The organism is Janthinobacterium sp. GMG2 (assembly GCF_033949445.1).
Taxonomy (GTDB): Bacteria; Pseudomonadota; Gammaproteobacteria; order Burkholderiales; family Burkholderiaceae_D; genus Janthinobacterium; species Janthinobacterium aestuarii.
This window is the reverse complement of the sequence record NZ_JAXAWA010000008.1, coordinates 75,737-93,329: the sequence shown is the minus strand read 5'-3', so window position 1 is coordinate 93,329 and position 17,593 is coordinate 75,737. Positions and strand designations below refer to the sequence as shown.

Sequence of the window (17,593 nt, the reverse complement as noted above, 5' to 3'; positions counted from 1 at the left end):
GCAAAGAGCATAAGATCAGCCAGTCACCGCCACGGCGCTGATACCCCACTCGCAGCGACACCCCACACAGGAGCGGCAATATGAAAACCAACGGATCGGCAATCTGGTCAGGCGGCATCAAGGATGGCAAGGGCGCCATCAGCACGCGCAGCGGCGCCTTGCAGGAATATCCCTATGGCTTTGCCAGCCGCTTCGAAGGCAAGCCGGGCACGAATCCCGAGGAATTGATCGGCGCCGCCCACGCGGGCTGTTTCACCATGGCCCTGTCGCTGATCCTCGGCGAAGCGGGCCTGACGGCGGAAAAGATGGAGACGACGGCCGAAGTGACCCTCGACAAGGTGGACGACGGCTTCGCCATCACGGCCGTCCACCTGATCCTCAAAGCGAAGATACCGGGCGCCGACCAGGCCAAATTCGAGGAATTGACGGGCAAGGCTAAGGCCGGCTGCCCCGTATCGAAGCTGCTGAAAGCCAACATCACCCTGGACGCCACCCTGCTGCCCTAGATTTTAGGCACGGGCTTGACAGGTTCCACGGCAGCGACGGGCGCCACCAGCGGCAGGCGCGAGTCGCTGGCCGGCACTGGCCGGTTCATCAAGCCGGGATTCAGGGCTGCATTGTTCAGGTTATAGGCGGCAATGGCCGCCGCCACGGATGGGTCTTGCGATGAGGGCAAGGGCACGGCCAGGCCCGCTGCTTGCGCGGCTTGCTGCTGCGCCTGGGCATTTTGCTGGGCCAGCTGGGCCTGGGCCGTCGCCTCCAGTCCTGCTTGCGCCTGTAACTGGGTATCGCGCGCCTGGGTCTGCGCACGCGCGGCCTCTGCCTGCGCACGCAGCTGGGCATCGCTGTCGGCCAGCTGTGCCGAGGTCAGCCGTGCACGCTCCATCGCATCGGCTGCCGCCTGTGCCTGCTCTTCGCGCTGCGTCTGTTGCAATTGATCCTGGCGCAATGCGTCCAGGCGCGCGTCTTCCTGCCGCAGGGCCTGGCGTTCGGCGTCCAGGCGCTGCGTGTCGATATCCTGGGCATCAAAACGCTGCTGGCCGGCCTTCTGCGCCTGCTGCAGATCCTGGCCGGCTGTCGCCGGTGGCGGCCGCAGTTCCTGCAAGTCCAGGTTCAGCTCTTCCGCTTCCAGTTGCTGCTGCAGTTCCAGCTGCCGCTGTGCGATGGCAGCCGTTTGCGGCGGCGCCACGTCGACGGCCTGCGGCTGCGTGGCTTGCGACGCCTGCACGGCGCCGGACGGCAATGTTTCGCCCGTTAAATCCGCTTCGACATTGGCCTCCAGCGGCGCGCCCTGCTGCCGGGCCAGCACGGCGCCCACCTGTGCCAGCACGTCCGTTCCCTGTTGCAAGGCGTCCAGGGTGGCATTGCTGTCCGCCGCATAGGCGGCTTGCAACGTTGGCGCATCGACATCTTCATTGCGCAAGTCGATGCCGATACGGGCCAGCTGCGCTTGCGTGAGCAAGCTGCCGTCCTGCGCCAGCGCGGCGGCCGCATCCGTCGTGCCGTCGCCCGACAATAAATCATAGCGCTGCGCCAGGCTGCCCGGCGTGTCGCCGGCCGTCGCCAGCTGGCTGGCGTCGATGCCGCTCGTTTGCAGCTGGGCGAACGATTCCGTCAACTGCCGCGCCAGCGCCAGCAAGTCTTCATTGACATTCACGGGGGTATTTGCCGCCCTGGTCTCTTCCGTGGCGCCCTGCAAGGCCAGCAGTTGCCGGCGCGACAAGGCCACACCGGACAGGAACTGGCCCAGCGGGGAAATGTCGACCTGGGTCGAGGACTGGATGGCAAGGGCCGCGGCCGCGCTGGACGGCGGCACGGGCAGTGCAGGCGCCAGCGGCGCCAGCGGTACCGTCTCGCCCACGCGGGACGTGGCCGGGATGGTATTGGGCACGGTTGCGCGCGAAATCGGGTCCATGGCTAGCCTCCACTGCGGAAAGCTTCATAGTATGCGCGTCTGAAAGAAAAGCAACACACGCTTGGCAAGGCCGCTGGTGTGCTGCTTCAAGCTGCGGTGTTAAGCGGCAGTCTTGTCCAAGGACAACATGCGCTCGACATAGCGGGCGATCAAATCGATTTCCAGGTTGACCTTGCCATCGACCGTCAAGTGTTTCAAGGTCGTCATGGCAATCGTGTGCGGGATCAGGTTGATCGAGAAACGGCAGCCGTTGATGGCGCCCGCACCCAGGTCTTCCACCCGGTTGACGGTCAGGGACACGCCATTGACGACGACGGAACCCTTGAAGGCCAGGTATTTCGCCAGCTCGTGCGGCGCCTCAATGACCAGTTCCCACGATTCGCCCACGGCTTCGAACTTGCGCACGATGCCCAGGCCGTCAACGTGGCCGGAGACCAGGTGCCCCCCCAAGCGCTCGGCCAGGGTCAGGGCTTTTTCCAGGTTCACTTCCGTGGTGGTATCGAGGCCCACGGTGCAATTGAGGCTTTCGCGCGAGACATCGACGGCGAAACCCGTGTCCGATTTTTCCACCACCGTCATGCAGGCGCCATTGATGGCGATCGAATCGCCTAGGGCCACATCGGCCAGCGGCAAGCCGCCCGCGTGGATGTTCAGGCGCACGCCTGCATCGAGGCCGCCGTCGAGCGGCTGCACGGTTTCAATCTTGCCGATGGCGGCAACAATTCCTGTAAACATGAACTAACCCTATAAAGTGTAAAAGTATTAATTGCGCTGGGCGAATCTTGCAAGGATACGCACATCTTCGCCCACTTGCTGAACCTGGTGAAATTGCAAAGTGCGCTGTTGCTTGATATCCGTCAATGCGGGCAAGTCAAACATGCCTTGCGCATCGCCCAGCAAGGTGGGCGCCAGGTAGACCAGCAACTCGTCGACGCAGCCTTCGCGTATCAGCGAACCATTCAGCTTGGCGCCGGCCTCGACGTGGACTTCATTGATTTGCCGCCGTCCCAGTTCCAGCATCAGCGCGGGCAGGTCGACCTTGCCGTCCCCGTTCGGCAGCACGATGACTTCCGCACCGAGCGCCTGCAGCTGCGCTTCCTTTTCCGGGTTGGCGACGGCCGCCACGATCCACGTGCCGCCACCTTGCAGGATGCGCGCGTCGAGGCTGATGTCGAGCCGGCTGTCGACGACGATGCGGCGCGGCTGGCGCGGCGTCTCCACGGCGCGCACGTTCAGTTGCGGGTCGTCCGCCTTGACCGTGCCGATGCCCGTCAGGATGGCGCAGGCGCGCGCGCGCCACGCGTGGCCGTCGGCGCGCGCCTGCGGCCCCGTGATCCACTGGCTTTGCCCATTGTGCAAGGCCGTCATGCCGTCCAGGCTGGCCGCCGTTTTCATGCGCACCCACGGCTTGCCACGCTGCATGCGCGAAAAGAAGCCGATATTCATTTCATAGGCTTCGTCGGCCAGCACATCCGTGGTGACGGCGATGCCGGCCGCTTGCAGCTTGGCCAGCCCCTGCCCCGCCACCAGCGGGTTCGGGTCCGTCATGGCGGCCACGACGCGGCCCAGCCCCGCGCGCACGAGCGCATCGGAGCATGGCGGCGTGCGGCCATGGTGGTTGCACGGCTCCAGGGTGACATAGGCGGTGGCGCCGCGCACGTCGTTGCCGCGCGCCGCCGCATTGGCCAGCGCTTGCACCTCGGCATGATCCTGCCCGGCCGCCTGCGTCACGCCAGCGCCGATCACCTGGCCATCCCTGACGATCACGCAGCCGATGCGGGGATTGGGCGAGGTCGTGTACAGACCGCGCGCCGCCCATTCCAGCGCCAGGCGCATGCCATCGATATCGTTGAGTATTTCCACGGGCTTCTTTGCTTGAAGGTGAGTAATTGGTCAATCTTGCTACGAACTGTCGGCCACGCCGCTGCAATTGACCGTCTGCTGCTGCGGATCGCACACGCGCACCCTGCCCAGCATATTGATTTTAATATGGCGCACCTGCTTTCCCAAAGCCAGGGACAAGGTACCCCAGCGCGCCGCCAGGCTATTGGTCGCGCTGCAACTGCGTCCTGCGCCATTGTAGGCGATATAAAACGGCGCCGTGGCCGACGAGAACACGAACTGGGCCGTGATGCCCTCCGGCAGCGGCCCCTGGCGGAACAGCAATTCGTCATCGCCATCGAACGCCAGGCTGGCATTGCGGTCGATGAAGATCAGCCAGCCCGTGCGCCAGTCCGTGCCACCTGGCCCGGCCGGCATCAGCAGCACGCGCTGTCCCCGCGCCATCGCCTGTGCCCGCGTCAATTCGATGGCCGAGAACAAGTCCGTGGCCGCCGCGCGCACTTGCTGTCGCGCCAGCACCTGCTGCAAACTGGGCAAGGCAGCGGCCGCCAGCAGCGCGGCAATCGCCAGCACGGCCAGCAATTCGAGCATGGTATGCCCGAGGGTGCGTACAGTCCACGGTGGCCGCTTGCGCGTCATGGCCTAGGGCCAGCAATGACTGGCGGGCCCGCTGCTGCCGCGCTGGCCCGTGCTGCTGAACGACAGGACACCGCAATCGGCATCCTGGAATTGCGCATCGACCTTGGACGTGCCCGGCATGGCGCGCAACAGCACGCATTGCCCGATCGCCAGGCCGGGACAAGCCAGCGCCTCGATTTCATATGCGCTGCCGGCCGCACCTCCTTCGCCCGACCACCACGGGAATTGCTGCGCCTGCGAAGCCGGCGACGCCGACGAAAACGCCAGATAATGATTGTTTTGCGAGTAATAGCGCTCCTGCTGTTGCATCAGGCGTAGCAGGGCCGCCTGCCCCTGCACCCGCTTGGCACGCACGACGTGACCGTGATAAGCGGGCACGGCCAGCGCCAGCAGCAGGCTCATGATCGCCAGCGCGGACAGCAGTTCGATCAGGCTGAAGCCCAAGGCGGCAGACGGGGCGCCACCGTTTGCTGCGGCCCGGTTCCGGCTTGCCAGCGCTCCCATGCGACCTCCCTTCTTCCCAAAAAAGCGCCAGCCGATACGCAGCACCCGCCTTGCCGAGCCTATTTTTTCTTGGCCGCCTCGTGCAATTCGCGCCAGTTCGCCACTTCGCGCCAGCTCAGGCGCCGGGCCGGCAGCGGCGCGCTGACAACCTTGAGCACCGCCCCGCTGGCAGCGCCGGGCAAGCCCGGTTGCAGCACGGCCAGTTCCTTGCGCCCCTCGGCCCGCCCTGCCGCCGTCGCGGCACCCACCGTGCTGTTCAGTTCCAGCGCCAGCGGCGGCGCACGCGCCAGGCCATCGTACAAGCGTCCCGTCTGCGCGCCCGCCTGCACGACCCCGGCGCCATCGGCGGCAAAACCGCTCAGCACGTCGAGCACGTACAGGCGGGTGACTGGCGTGGCGCAAGGATCGCGCCCGGGGAGGACGGTATTGAACAGCACCTTGCCAGCGGTCAGCACGGCACTGTTGATGCTGCGTTCGCCCGTTTGCGCGGTATCGAGAAAATCGAGGTACCAGCCGCGCATGGCATCGCTGCCTGTGTAGCGCAGTTCGGCGCCGTCCACGCGCACGCCGCCCGCCGTCTCGCCCAGGCTGCGCTGTTCCAGGTCGGACCGGCTGCGCGTTGGGGACGACTCGCGCACATCGTCGTGCACGGCGTAAAACGACTGCGACAGAAAGGCGGCGGGCCAGGTATCGGCCGCTTCTACCAGCTTGCCCGTGCCGAACAGCAGCAGATAGCCGCCACCGGGCGCGTAGGCCACGTTCAGCTGCTGCGTCACGGGCTGGCGCCGGCCCAGCGCATCGCGCGCGACAAAGACGAGCTTGCGCCCCTGCCCATCCTTCGACGGCGGCCCGCCAGTCAAGTCGAAACGCCAGATATTGCCCTGCAAATCGCCCGCATACAGGAAAGCCAGCGCGCCGTCGCCACCCGGCACCACGGCGGGCGGGCCCAGCGCGTGGGGGGCGGCATTGGCGCCCGTATCCGCCTCGCTGTCATGGCCACCATCACCGCCACCGCTGGCCACAGGCACCTTGAGCCGGAAGTAATTACTTCCCAACGTCCATGGCGTGCCGGGCGCCTTGTCCAGCGCCAGCAGGAAGATGGCGGCGGCCGATGCGGGCGCCGTCGTGTCCTTGCCGTCATTGACATGGTTGTTATAGCCGCTGGCGACGACAGCAAAATCGCGGTAGGCAGGCGCGCCCTCCTTGCCGCCCATGTTGATGCGGGCGAAGGCGGGCGGCGCACGCACGTTGCCCATCAGCCTGTCGTCGCGGTCCGTGAATTCCCACAGCGCCCCGTCGTGCGCGAAGCGGGCCGGGTCGGTAATGTCGAGTGCAAACACGCCTTGCGCCCCGCCGCCCATACCCGACACCAGCACCGTCTTCCAATGTCCGAGCGCCATTACTTCCGCCGTGGCCGCCGCACCGTCGAGCAGCGGGCCAGGGCTGTAGTGAGTGCTCGCAACGGCTGACGCAGCGCGCAGCAGCGCTTGCGGCAGATAGGCAAACACTTCGCTGCCCGTACGCGCATCGAACGCATGCAGCAAGCCATCGTTGGCGCCCAGGTACAGCATTTTGCGCCGCTGCAGCAGCGCCTTGCGGTGCACGCCATAGCTGGCGCCCGGCATGCCCAGCCCCGGCGCGCCCACGTACAGCAGATTGCCATGCGGCGCGGCACCCAGGCTGCCTGAGCGGCGCCGCAGGAAGCCACCCGGCTGGCCCACCTCGTGCGTGCGCTGGCCCAGCAGATACGCCAGGCGCTCCTCGCCCCGGCCATCGCCGCCGTCGAATGCGCCGCGCTGCTCCGTATCGAGCCCCTTCCAGGACAACGGCATCAAGGTACCCTTGGCGTCGAGCGTGTAGACGGGACGCAAGGCCGGCGGCGGTCCATCCGGCACGGGCTTATCCAATCCGCCGGCGCGCCACACTGATTTACCGGGGAGCAGTGCGCCATCGCTGCCCACGGCAAACGCAGAGCGTGACACAGTCATGCCGCCATCGGCCAGGCGCAGCTGCGTCTGGAACCAGTATGCCTCTTCCGTACCGCTGGCCAGCGCCATCAGGGACGGCCCCGCGAGCGTCGCCGGCAAGGTAGCCTTGTCGGCGGCCGCAAAGGCTGCGCGCAGTCCCGCGATCAGGGCGGCCGGATCGCTGCCGGACAAATAATGGGCGGGCCAGCGGCCGTCCAGGCTCCACTCGTCCAGCGCGTTGCCCGTCGCGCTCTTGAACGGGTTGGCGTCGCCGTTCGCATCGAGAAAGCCGCCATATTTGGCTGCCAGCAGCAAGGGCGTAGAAGCGGGAGTGGCGGCAGGCTCGCCCTGGCGCAAGTCGCCCGCGTAGTGCTCGACCTTGGCAACGCCGTCGTTCTTGCCACCGGGACGCAAAGCCTGCACGTGCGACCAGTAAGCCAAGCCAGCCGCATGGTAGCTGGCACCGCCCGCCCCGTCGGCCAGCAATTCCAGTGCCGCCAGGTCGGGCCGTGGCGCGGGATTGCCCTGCACACCGCCGCTTTCCAGACTGCCCACCGCATGCGTCCAGGCCATCGCGTCGAACGCCGGCGGCGCGAATCCATCGGCAGCGCGTGCGCGGTCGCCGTTGGATGCGGGAGCCACAGGGACATTTCCGGGCACGTAACGGTCACCAGCCATGCCAGCATCGCCGAGACTGACGACGATGTGGCGCTGGCAACTGGCCATTTGCGGGTCGCTCCACGCAATCACGACCGGCAAGCCATCGTCGATGGCAGGCGGGGCCGTGGCGGGAGGCACGACAGGGCTTGCCTGCCGTCCCTGCAGGTAGCGCAGCGATTCGTACAGCAATTCAGCCAGCGGCGCCGCCTTCGCGTACGCGCCGGGATGCCCGGCATTGCCGCGGCCCAGGCCATTGATGTAAGCGGTCACCCCGCCGCCAAAGCCCGCAGCCTGAGACGTAGATTGAGCCGCATACACGCCGTTGGCGGGATTCCACTCGGCGTCGGCATTGTCTTGCGGCATAAAATCGGGCGCCGCCCAGCGCTGCCTGCCCACGTGGGCCAGCGGCGCGCGCAGCACGCCGCCATACACGGGGCCGGCGCTGGCGGGCTGGCCGTTCAAGTGGCCGAACACGCCTACGCGCACCCTGCCGCCATGGCGCTGCACGGCGCCCACCGGCTTGTAGTTCTTGCCATAGGCGAGGCACAAGTCGTCGCGCAACGGCCCCTCTTCCGTGTCGCAAACGCGCACGCGCGCGAGGAACACGCCGTGCGAGGCCGCAGCGCCGAGCGCGTCGCAACTGCCGCCCGGGGGCAAGCTGGCGTCGCCGAACAGCAAGCGGTTGCGGCAAGAAACGATGGCCAGTTGCGCCAGCGCAAACGGTGTCGCGGCCGCCACGCCGGTCTGCAGGACCTTGCGCGGGAAAAAGACAGGGTGGGCAAAGAAGTCGATGGGCTTGTCCGCATCGGGCAGGAAGGCGCGCTGCAGCACCGTCTTGCGCACTTCGTCGATGACGCGGTCGCCGCCCGTCAGCGCATAGCGGACGATGTCGAGCATGCTGGCACTGGCCCAGTTGAGAAAATTGCCGCTGAAACTGTCACCGCCGCAGCCGTGCAAGGCATCGGCCGGTTTCAGCACGGAGAAGTAAGCGGTCGCTACGCGCAAGTCCGGCAGCATGACGCCATCCTTGCTGCGGTACGGATAGCTGTAGCACATGCGCGCATGGAAGTAGCCTGCATACTCGCGCTGCGGCGCATAGTCGCCCCCATGCGCGGCAGCGGCGGCAGCATGCGTGAGGGACAGGTTGAGCAGGAGATTCGGCGGCACCCTGGCGCCGTGCAAACCCGCGTCGGCCCGCGCCAGCACCACCGGGAGCGGAGCAGCGACGGCGGCGCCGCAAGCCAGGACAATCCAGCCGAACAGCAGCCAGGCAAACGTCAAAGCCCTCATGGCCCCGCTCCCGCCGCCTGCTTGCGGTAATAACTTTGCAGCACGACTTGCGTGCTTTCCTGCGCACCAAAACCGATAGCCGTGATGCGGTACACATAGCTTTCCACGGCCATACCGCCGGCCGCTGCCGTGGCCTGCGCGCCGGGCGGGTGAAACGGCAGCAATTCGATCAGGTAGCGGGGCCGGCGCGACGGCAGAAAACCCTGCCCCGTCTGCATGACGGCGCCCGTAAACTGGCCGTATGGCACCGTGCGGCTGCCAGCTTCGGCGCCATCGAGGTCCGTGCTCAGCCACAGCGCCGCTGCGTCCGGGGCGGCGGGCAGGCACAGGCCCAGTGCGCCGCCCTCGCCGCAGCCGTCCGCGAACCCTGCCGCACTACCTGGCGCGAAGAGGCTGCTGCGTCCCGGCGCGCCAGGCAAGCCTTCGATATCGTTCTGCGCATCCACCAATGCCTCCTCCGCCGCCTGAAACGCGATCTGCCGGTCGCGCTCGCCGCGCGCCGCCTTCTCGCCCTGTAATGCCATCTGCGCCGCCGATATGCCCAGCAACAAGATGATCACCAGCAGGCACAGCACATACACGAGGGTCGCGCCACTGTGGCGTACGCAAGATGGACACCAAGGTTCGCACCGGCGGACGCCCCTGCCTGCCATCGCGCCGCCCGCCTAGGCCGGCCCGTTGCGCAGCATGATGCTCGTCTGCACCAGCTGCCGCAGCCGCGAGCGCGTCGCGGCGGGCAAGGATGTGCGCGCAATGCGCACGCCCGTGTCGCCGGCCGCGTGCGCCTCGGCATACACCTTGCCGAACAGGTCGAACTGCGCCGGCCCCAGTTCCGCCATCTTGTCCGCCTGGCCCGCCTCGCCATGCAGCAACAGCGCCACGCGCACGCTGGCCACGCGCTTCCAGTGCGTGCGCCGGTACAGATCGCGCTGGCGCGCGGCCGCATCCGCGCCCTCCAGTACCAATGCCGCATCGTAGGCGTCGAGCGCGCTGGCGTTGACATAGCGGTTCGCCACGCCGTCGGGCGGCGTATCCGTGTCGAGGCCATACAGCACCTGGAAACCGTCGACGCCACGGATGATGGCGTCCGCTCCCCAGCCGTTCGCGCCACGGTATTTACAACGCAGTTCGCCCTCGCCATCGGCGCCCTGCGCTACATAGAAAATGCTCCAGCCCCGCTGCGCCTGCGTTTGCGCGGCGCCCACGCCGAAACCCGCGCAATTGAGCACGGAACCGTCGCCGCCCTCTTCCTTGCCGGTGCCGTAATAGCGCAGGGCCAGCACGTCGCTGCCATGCAGGGCGCCGGGCAGCGCGCCGCTGATGCCCTCGCTGTTCTTGCCCAGGCTGCGCGCGTCGAGCCCGGCCACATTGGCGCTGTCGTAATCGGCATGGGCGACGGGCGCGGCGTTGCTGTCCCAGTTTACGTACGCCGTCTGACGCACGGCGCGGGCGATGGTGTCGAGTGCATAGCGGCCGTTATCGTCCAAGCGCGCGCTGGCGGACTGGTCGCCATAGCTGCCGCTGGCCGCCAGCAGCACGCTACTGGCCGCCAGCATCAGCAGCGCGCCCAGCGACAGGGCCACCAGCAATTCGACGAGGCTCATGCCGCGATGCCGATACAGGACTTCGTTCATGCGCCGCCTCCGCCCAGCTGGAATGCCAGCCTGGGCAACGACTCGCCTGCCGCATTCACGGCAGGCGAGCCATCGGGCAGGCGGCCGCGCCAGCCCAGCTTGATAACGATGGGCGCGCCCTTGCCGCCGCTGCACGCCCACTGCAAGCCTTGGGCGGCGGCATCCCACGCGGAAGTGTCGCGGCAGATATGCAGGCGCGCGCCGGGCAAGGCCGCATGCAGCCGCTGCTTCCATTCGGCGATATCGAATTGCGCCAGTTCGGCCGCGCTGCAGACAGTGGCGCCGAAGCAGTCAGGCGCACCGCCGCCCGCTTCAGCGTCGTCCGCCGCCGCGTAGGCCACGTTCAGGTAGGGATTGCCAGCATCGGGGCCATTCATGAGCACGCTGTTCGCGCGCATGCGTTCGGCCATGCCGGCAGCCAGTTGCACGCCCGCCGACAATAGCCCCGACTCATGGCGCGCGCGCAGCGAGTGCAGTTGCAGGATGCTGGCGCCCAGCAGACCCAGCGCCAACAGCAGCAGCGACACCAGCACCTCGACGAGGCTGCTGCCCCCCACAGGAAACATAGTGCGACCGCTATTGCGCATGCGCTACTCCCTTCCGCAGCAAGAGTCGCAGGAACAGGCGGCCCAGCTACAAGATAGGCGTGCGCAAAAAACCGGGTCTGCGCTGGCGCAAACAGCACGGCGATAAGTCGAGAAGAACAGCGTTGGGATTGATCAGACCGCTTGCCAGGCAAACCTTGGCGTGGTGAAAACGGAGCGCATAAGCAGCCCCGCCTTCACTAAGGTGAACAAGAAGCCGAAGGTCAGGGCTTGCGCGCCTGCCCCACTTCGGCAATCGCATCCTGGAACTCGGCCAGGTCCTCGAAATTCTTGTAGACGGAGGCGAAACGGATGTAGGCGATCTTGTCCAGGCGCTTGAGTTCCTGCATGACGAGTTCGCCGATATAGCCGGAATCGACTTCGCGCAGGCCGCTGGTCAGCAGTTTTTCCTGGATGGACGCGATGGCCGTATCCACGGAGGCGGCCGCAACGGGACGCTTGCGCAAGGCCAGCATCAAACTGCCGCGCAACTTATCCGCAGCGAACTCCGTCCGGCTGCCATTCTTTTTGACGACGGCCGGCATGATAAGTTCAATGCGCTCGTACGTGGTAAAACGCTTGTCGCATTTGCCGCAGCGGCGGCGGCGCCGAATGGCATCCCCTTCCTCCGATACGCGCGTATCGAGAACCTGGGTGTCGCCGTGCTGGCAAAATGGACATTTCATGGGCTGGTTACAACTTTATAGTAATAATTACGGGAAATCGCCGTCCTTGTGCAAAGGGCGCCCGAATCACTCCGGGCGCCCTTGGGCACGAAGGAATGTGTCATACAGAATCTTACTCCGTATGACACATTCTGGACAAATTATTATGCGGCGTACACAGGGTGCGCGTCGGCCAGGACTTTCACGGCCGCTTTCACGCGCTCGATGGTGGCGGCGTCATGCGGATTGTCCAGCACGTCGGCGATCAGGTTGCCCACTTCTTCCGCTTGCGCTTCCTTGAAACCGCGCGTCGTCATCGCCGGGCTGCCCAGGCGGATGCCCGAGGTGACGAATGGTTTTTGCGGGTCGTTCGGGATGCCGTTCTTGTTGCAGGTGATGTGCGCGGAACCGAGGATGGCTTCGGCTTCCTTGCCCGTCAGGTTCTTGGCGCGCAGGTCGACCAGCATGACGTGCGATTCGGTGCCACCGGAAACGATGCGCAGGCCGCGCTTGATCAGGGTTTTCGCCAGCACGTCGGCGTTCTTGATCACTTGCTTCTGGTATTCGACGAATTCAGGGCTCAGCGCTTCCTTGAAAGCGACGGCCTTGCCGGCGATCACGTGCATCAGCGGGCCGCCCTGGATGCCAGGGAAGATGGCCGAGTTGATGGCTTTTTCGTGTTCGGCCTTCATCAGGATGATGCCGCCGCGCGGGCCGCGCAACGATTTGTGCGTGGTCGAGGTGACGAAGTCGGCGAACGGCACCGGGTTCGGGTACAGGCCGGCGGCGATCAGGCCGGCGTAGTGGGCCATGTCGACCATGAAGTAGGCGCCAACTTCCTTGGCGATCTTGCTGAAGCGTTCGAAGTCGATCTTTTTCGAGAACGCGGACGCGCCGGCGATGATCAGCTTCGGCTTGCGTTCGCGGGCCAGGCGCTCCATTGCCTCGTAGTCGATGTCTTCTTCCGCCGTCAAACCGTAGGAGACGACGTCAAACCATTTGCCGGACATGTTCAGCGGCATGCCGTGGGTCAGGTGGCCGCCTTCGGCCAGCGACATACCCATGATCAGGTCGCCTGGTTTCAACATGGCAAAGAACACGCCCTGGTTCGCTTGCGAGCCGGAGTTCGGCTGCACGTTCGCGCATTCGGCGCCGAACAGCTGTTTGACACGGTCGATGGCCAGTTGCTCGGCCACGTCGACGTATTCGCAGCCGCCGTAGTAGCGCTTGCCTGGATAGCCTTCGGCGTACTTATTCGTCAGCTGCGAGCCTTGCGCTTCCATTACGGCTGGCGACGTGTAGTTCTCCGACGCGATCAGTTCGATATGATCGTGCTGGCGCGTGTTCTCTTTTTGAATGACGGCGAACAATTCAGGATCGACGTTGGCGAGGGTGTGATCTTTTGCAAACATGTAAAAACTCCAAGTATGAGGGTGCTTGTACTGGCAGATTGGATCGAATGAGGGGAGCCGGCGTTAAGTGAATAACAACATTGGACAGGCAGCCTCTTCGTGCTTTTCCATAGTGGCTACCCAGGCGAACGGCTGATGAAAAATCTCACGTTTCCCGGTGGGTGCCCACCTTTCGCCGGATTGCCGATCGCCACTCATGGAGATCGCCCGACTTTTCGCCAGTCACGTGAGACGTAATGGAATGCAAATTGTAAGTTAAGTGCCCAAATTGAGCAAGGAATGCAAGCGTGCGGCTATAATCGCCGCCCGGGCAGCGCCGGCCCATCGTCTTAAGCTGGATGTAAACTTTGCTCAGGCATGTAAGCGTATGTTACGGGGCTTGCCATTGCAGCCCTCCGTTTTACAATGCTGCGGTGCAACTTATATGCAGCTTTTGCATGGCTTTCCAGCAAGCGCCCACAGTCACAAGAAGAAAAATCGCGTAAAATGTTGCTCAATCTCACTACTGGCGCAATAAACATGCCTTCAGTCTTTACCTGGAACGTACGTGTCTACTATGAAGACACCGACGCCGGCGGCATCGTCTATTACGCTAACTACCTGAAATTCTTCGAGCGAGCGCGCACCGAATGGCTGCGCGCCATCGACGTGGGCCAGCAGGAATTGCTGGAACAGCACGACGCAATGTTCGTTGTCAAAAGCGTCAACGCCGACTATCATGCGCCAGCCAGGCTCGATGACACGGTAAGATTAACCTTAAACATAGAAAAAATGGGGCGCGCCTCCATCGTTTTCCTGCAACAAGCCTGGTGCGGCGACCGCCTGCTCAACACGGCCCGCGTCAAGATCGGCTGCGTCGATTCGGCACTGCGTCCGCGCGCCGTGCCTGATGCAGTCGCGGCCCGCATGCGCGCCGCCTGAGCCCTACCCGCCACCCCCGGACAATTCACCCAACAGACTGCCAGCCAATGAACGTTACACAAGATCTTTCTTTCCTCGCGCTCATCTCCAATGCCCATTTGATCGTGCAACTGATCATGGCCCTGCTGCTGCTGATTTCCCTGACCAGCTGGACCTACATTTTCCGCAAGATGTTTGCCGTGCGTCAGGCGCGCAAGCAAACCATCGAATTCGAACGCAGCTTCTGGGCCGGCGGCAACCTGCATGCGCTGCACCAGAACGCCAGCGGCAACCGCGACCAGAGCGGCGCGCTGGCCCGCATCTTCGACGCCGGCATGGGCGAATTCATCAAGGGCAAGGCTTCCTACGGTTCGCGTGAAGCGCTGGACGTCGGCGCCGTGCTCGACGGCGCACGCCGCGCCATGCGCGCCGCCTTCCAGCGCGAAATGGACGTGCTCGAATCGCACCTGGCCTTCCTCGCTTCCGTCGGTTCCGTCTCGCCATACATCGGCCTGCTCGGTACCGTCTGGGGCATCATGAACGCCTTCCGCGGCCTGGCCAACGTGCAGCAAGCCACCCTGGCCGCCGTCGCGCCCGGCATTGCCGAAGCGCTGATCGCCACCGCCATCGGCCTGTTCGCCGCGATTCCCGCCGTCGTCGCCTACAACCGTTTTTCGCATGACATCGACCGCCTGGCGATCCGCTTCGAGAGCTTCGTCGAGGAATTCTCCAACATCTTGCAGCGCCAGTCGCGCTAAGAGGGAGCAGCGTCCATGGGTTCCTCATTCAATAGCGGCGGCATGCGCGGCGGCCGTGGCCGCAAGTTCAAGTCCGAGATCAACGTCGTGCCGTACATCGACGTGATGCTGGTGCTGCTGATCATTTTCATGGTGATGCCGTCGTCGAACAATCCCAGCGTGGTGAACTTGCCCAACGCGGAAAAGTCGGCCAAACCGCCCGATGACTATATTCAGATCGTGCTGAAACCGAATGGTTCACTGTCGATCGGCGTCATCGGCAAGGAACAGCTGTCGCCGGAAACGGAACCGAACCGCGACGCCCTGCTGCGCAAGCTGCGCGGTTTGCACGAGAGCAATCCCGACTATCCCGTGATGATCGCGGGCGACAAGGAAAGCAAGTACGACGATGTGATCCAGCTCATTTCGGAAGCGAAAAAGATGGGCATTACCCGCGTTGGCCTGGCCACCAAGTAAGCGCAGCATCTTGTTTCCAGACTTGACCGTTTTTAGATAGACTAGACTTTGCAGAACAAACAAATCGACCATGTACTCGGCAAGCCCTACAGCGTGCCGCGCGAACGCAGCCGCTGGCCCTCGCTGGGCCTGGCGCTGGCGATGCACCTTGGGCTGCTGTTTTTCCTGTGGGTGGGCGTACACTGGCAAAATACGGAACCTGTCGCCGTCGAAGCGGAAGTGTGGGACATGAAGGTGCAGACGGCCGCGCCGCCGCCCGAAGTGGCGACGGAACCGGAGCCGACACCGGCGCCGCCGCCGGAACCGGAAGTGGAACAGCCGGCCCCGCCGCCACCGCCGCCGGTGGCCGCGCCCGAGCCGAAGGTCGACCTGCGCGAGGCGGAGATCGCCCTTGAGCGCAAGAAGGCCAAGCTGAAGGAAGAAAAAGAGAAAGCGGCAGCGGAAGAACGCCGCAAGCAGGAACAGAAGGAACGCGAGGAAGAAAAGCGCGAACTGGAAAAACAGAAGCAGAAAGAAAAAGACAAGGCTGAAAAGCTGGAAAAAGAAAAGGCCGACAAGCTGGAGAAAGCCAAGCAGGCCAAAGAGAAAGAAAAAGCGGCGGAAGAAAAAGCCGAGAAGGAACTGTCCGATAAAAAAGCGGCGGCGGAAAAAGCTGCCAAGGCGAAAAAAGCGGCAGAAGAGAAAAAAGCCGCCGACAAGGCACGCGCTGCGGAAATGAGCCGCATCACGGGTGCGGCGGGCGCCGGCACGACGGGCACGGCCGAGAAATCGACCGCGCCACGCAAGGACAGCGGCTATGTCGCTGCCCTGACGAGCAAGATCAAGAGCAATATCGCGTACAGCGGTAGCACGGACGTGCCGGGCAACCCGCGCGCCGTGTTCAAGATCGAGCAACTGCCAACTGGGGAAATTATTTCGGTCCGAAAGATTAAAAGTAGCGGCCTGCCGGCGTATGACAGCTCGGTGGAAAACGCCATTAATAAATCGTCGCCACTGCCGAAGAAAAAAGACGGCACCGTGGAACGCGAGATTGAACTCATATTCGAGATGAAGGATTTGCCTAAATGATGACCATGAAAAAAATGAGCTATGTCGTGCTCTGCGCCAGCCTGGTGCTGGGAGCGTCCAGCGCCCAGGCGCAGTTGCGCGTGGAGATTACGGGGATCGGCAGCAACCAGATTCCGGTGGCTGTCGCCAGCTTCGTCAATGAATCGGCGGCGCCGCAATCGCTGTCGGGCATTATCAAGGCCGACCTGGCGCGCAGCGGCGTGTTCAAGCTGATCGATGCCGATGCGCCCGTATCGGAAACGGCGCCCGTCAGCTACGAGCAATGGAAGTCGCGCGGCGCCGACGCGCTGGCGGCCGGCACCGTGCAAAGCATGGCCGATGGCCGCCTGGACGTGCGCTACAAGCTGTTCGACACCATCAAGGGCGCGCAGATTTCCAGCATGAACAATGCGGCCGCGCCGCAGTTCAACCGCTTGCTGGCGCACAAGATCGCCGACGACATCTATGAAAAGCTGACGGGCGTCAAGGGCGCGTTCGCCACGCGCATCGCCTACGTCACGCAATCGGGCCGCGAATACCGGCTGGAAGTGGCCGACGCCGATGGCGAAGGCATCCAGGTCGCGCTGCGCTCGAACGAGCCGATCATTTCGCCTGCCTGGTCGCCGGACGGCACCAAGGTCGCGTATGTGTCGTTTGAAAAGAAAAAGCCCATCGTCTACGTGCAAAACCTGGTGACGCGCCAGCGCACCATCGTGTCGAATGAAAAAGGCAGCAATTCCGCGCCGAGCTGGAGCCCGGACGGCTCGCGCCTGGCCGTGGCCCTGTCGCGCGACGGCCATACCCAGATCTACACCGTCAATGCCGACGGCAGCGGCTTGCGCCGCACCAGCACCAGCAGCGGCATCGATACGGAACCTCAATTCTCGGCCGATGGCCAAAGCATTTACTTCACCAGCGATCGCAGCGGCGGACCACAAATCTACCGTATGTCGGCCAGCGGTGGCGAAGCCAAGCGCGTGACGTTTGGCGGCTCCTACAACATCAGCCCGCGGATCTCGTCCGACGGGAAGACACTTGCTTATATTTCCCGTCGCGACGGCAATTTCCAGCTCTACGCGCTCGACCTGGCTAGTGGCCAGGAACTGCGCCTGTCGGACACCGCCAACGACGAATCACCGAGCTTTTCGCCCAACGGGAAATATATCATGTACGCGACCGAATCCGGACGACGCAAGTCGCTGGCAGTGGTATCGGTGGATGGCCGCGTCAAACAGCGTTTGACTACGCAAGCTGGCAATATCAAGGAGCCCACCTGGGGTCCTTTTATGAAGTAAATGCTGTACAGTTTCACCTTTAACC

Annotated in this window: 17 protein-coding genes and 1 riboswitch; of the genes, 6 read left to right on the top strand and 11 right to left on the bottom strand. The window is 64.3% G+C overall.

The features are described from left to right. Positions 1-80: 80 nt before the first annotated feature. Positions 81-506 (top strand): OsmC family protein, encoded by a 426-nt coding sequence (locus SKZ59_RS24260; protein ID WP_034759136.1) that lies wholly within the window; start codon positions 81-83, stop codon positions 504-506. Here SKZ59_RS24260 and SKZ59_RS24255 read toward each other — a convergent pair. The 11 genes from SKZ59_RS24255 to glyA all read right to left on the bottom strand — a co-directional run bounded on the left by SKZ59_RS24255 (position 503) and on the right by glyA (position 13,112). Next, positions 503-1,915, bottom strand: a complete 1,413-nt coding sequence (locus tag SKZ59_RS24255; protein ID WP_319993191.1) for a hypothetical protein — start codon at positions 1,913-1,915, stop codon at positions 503-505. The two genes, SKZ59_RS24260 and SKZ59_RS24255, sit on opposite strands and share 4 nt — an antisense overlap. 99 nt (positions 1,916-2,014) lie before the next feature. After that, positions 2,015-2,650 carry a riboflavin synthase gene (locus tag SKZ59_RS24250; protein ID WP_319993190.1) on the bottom strand — a complete coding sequence of 212 codons (636 nt, stop codon included), beginning with the start codon at positions 2,648-2,650 and terminating at the stop codon, positions 2,015-2,017. 27 nt (positions 2,651-2,677) lie between these two features. Then, a complete protein-coding gene (gene ribD / locus SKZ59_RS24245; protein ID WP_319993189.1) occupies positions 2,678-3,778 on the bottom strand; it encodes a bifunctional diaminohydroxyphosphoribosylaminopyrimidine deaminase/5-amino-6-(5-phosphoribosylamino)uracil reductase RibD in 1,101 nt (366 codons plus the stop codon). A 39-nt stretch (positions 3,779-3,817) separates the two neighbouring features. Continuing rightward, positions 3,818-4,396, bottom strand: coding sequence for a GspH/FimT family protein (locus tag SKZ59_RS24240; protein ID WP_319993188.1), 579 nt, complete (start codon positions 4,394-4,396; stop codon positions 3,818-3,820). 3 nt (positions 4,397-4,399) lie between these two features. Further along, on the bottom strand, positions 4,400-4,900 hold the full coding sequence (locus tag SKZ59_RS24235; protein ID WP_319993187.1) for a type IV pilin protein: 501 nt from the start codon (positions 4,898-4,900) through the stop codon (positions 4,400-4,402). A gap of 59 nt (positions 4,901-4,959) precedes the next feature. Further along, complete coding sequence (locus SKZ59_RS24230; protein WP_319993186.1) at positions 4,960-8,817, bottom strand: pilus assembly protein; 3,858 nt, start codon at positions 8,815-8,817, stop codon at positions 4,960-4,962. Then, positions 8,814-9,470: a pilus assembly protein gene (locus SKZ59_RS24225; RefSeq protein WP_319993185.1), complete on the bottom strand. Its 657-nt coding sequence runs from the start codon at positions 9,468-9,470 to the stop codon at positions 8,814-8,816. The genes SKZ59_RS24230 and SKZ59_RS24225 overlap by 4 nt, the downstream gene beginning before the upstream one ends. A gap of 12 nt (positions 9,471-9,482) precedes the next feature. Further along, positions 9,483-10,451 carry a PilW family protein gene (locus SKZ59_RS24220; RefSeq protein ID WP_219330235.1) on the bottom strand — a complete coding sequence of 323 codons (969 nt, stop codon included), beginning with the start codon at positions 10,449-10,451 and terminating at the stop codon, positions 9,483-9,485. Beyond that, positions 10,448-11,038, bottom strand: a complete 591-nt coding sequence (gene pilV, locus SKZ59_RS24215) for a type IV pilus modification protein PilV (RefSeq protein ID WP_319993184.1) — start codon at positions 11,036-11,038, stop codon at positions 10,448-10,450. Before pilV ends, SKZ59_RS24220 begins: the two co-directional genes overlap by 4 nt. 221 nt (positions 11,039-11,259) lie before the next feature. Further along, positions 11,260-11,721 (bottom strand): transcriptional regulator NrdR, encoded by a 462-nt coding sequence (nrdR, locus tag SKZ59_RS24210; protein ID WP_034759169.1) that lies wholly within the window; start codon positions 11,719-11,721, stop codon positions 11,260-11,262. 143 nt (positions 11,722-11,864) lie between these two features. Further along, positions 11,865-13,112, bottom strand: a complete 1,248-nt coding sequence (glyA, locus tag SKZ59_RS24205) for a serine hydroxymethyltransferase (protein ID WP_034759173.1) — start codon at positions 13,110-13,112, stop codon at positions 11,865-11,867. Between the two features lie 111 nt (positions 13,113-13,223). Then, positions 13,224-13,348, bottom strand: a riboswitch (ZMP/ZTP riboswitch). Between the two features lie 283 nt (positions 13,349-13,631). On the opposite strand from glyA, the gene ybgC reads away from it, so the two are divergent. The 5 genes from ybgC to tolB are packed head-to-tail and all read left to right on the top strand — an operon-like array spanning position 13,632 to position 17,568. Then, positions 13,632-14,033, top strand: coding sequence for a tol-pal system-associated acyl-CoA thioesterase (gene ybgC, locus SKZ59_RS24200; RefSeq protein WP_070300900.1), 402 nt, complete (start codon positions 13,632-13,634; stop codon positions 14,031-14,033). A gap of 47 nt (positions 14,034-14,080) precedes the next feature. Further along, positions 14,081-14,770, top strand: a complete 690-nt coding sequence (gene tolQ / locus SKZ59_RS24195) for a protein TolQ (RefSeq protein ID WP_034759183.1) — start codon at positions 14,081-14,083, stop codon at positions 14,768-14,770. A gap of 15 nt (positions 14,771-14,785) precedes the next feature. Continuing rightward, positions 14,786-15,226 (top strand): ExbD/TolR family protein, encoded by a 441-nt coding sequence (locus tag SKZ59_RS24190; protein WP_223278896.1) that lies wholly within the window; start codon positions 14,786-14,788, stop codon positions 15,224-15,226. Between the two features lie 48 nt (positions 15,227-15,274). Continuing rightward, the gene (tolA, locus tag SKZ59_RS24185) at positions 15,275-16,294 is read left to right on the top strand and encodes a cell envelope integrity protein TolA (RefSeq protein ID WP_080698819.1); all 1,020 of its coding nucleotides are present in this window, start codon (positions 15,275-15,277) and stop codon (positions 16,292-16,294) included. Between the two features lie 5 nt (positions 16,295-16,299). After that, positions 16,300-17,568 carry a Tol-Pal system beta propeller repeat protein TolB gene (gene tolB / locus SKZ59_RS24180; RefSeq protein ID WP_034759574.1) on the top strand — a complete coding sequence of 423 codons (1,269 nt, stop codon included), beginning with the start codon at positions 16,300-16,302 and terminating at the stop codon, positions 17,566-17,568. The last annotated feature ends 25 nt before the right edge of the window (positions 17,569-17,593 follow it).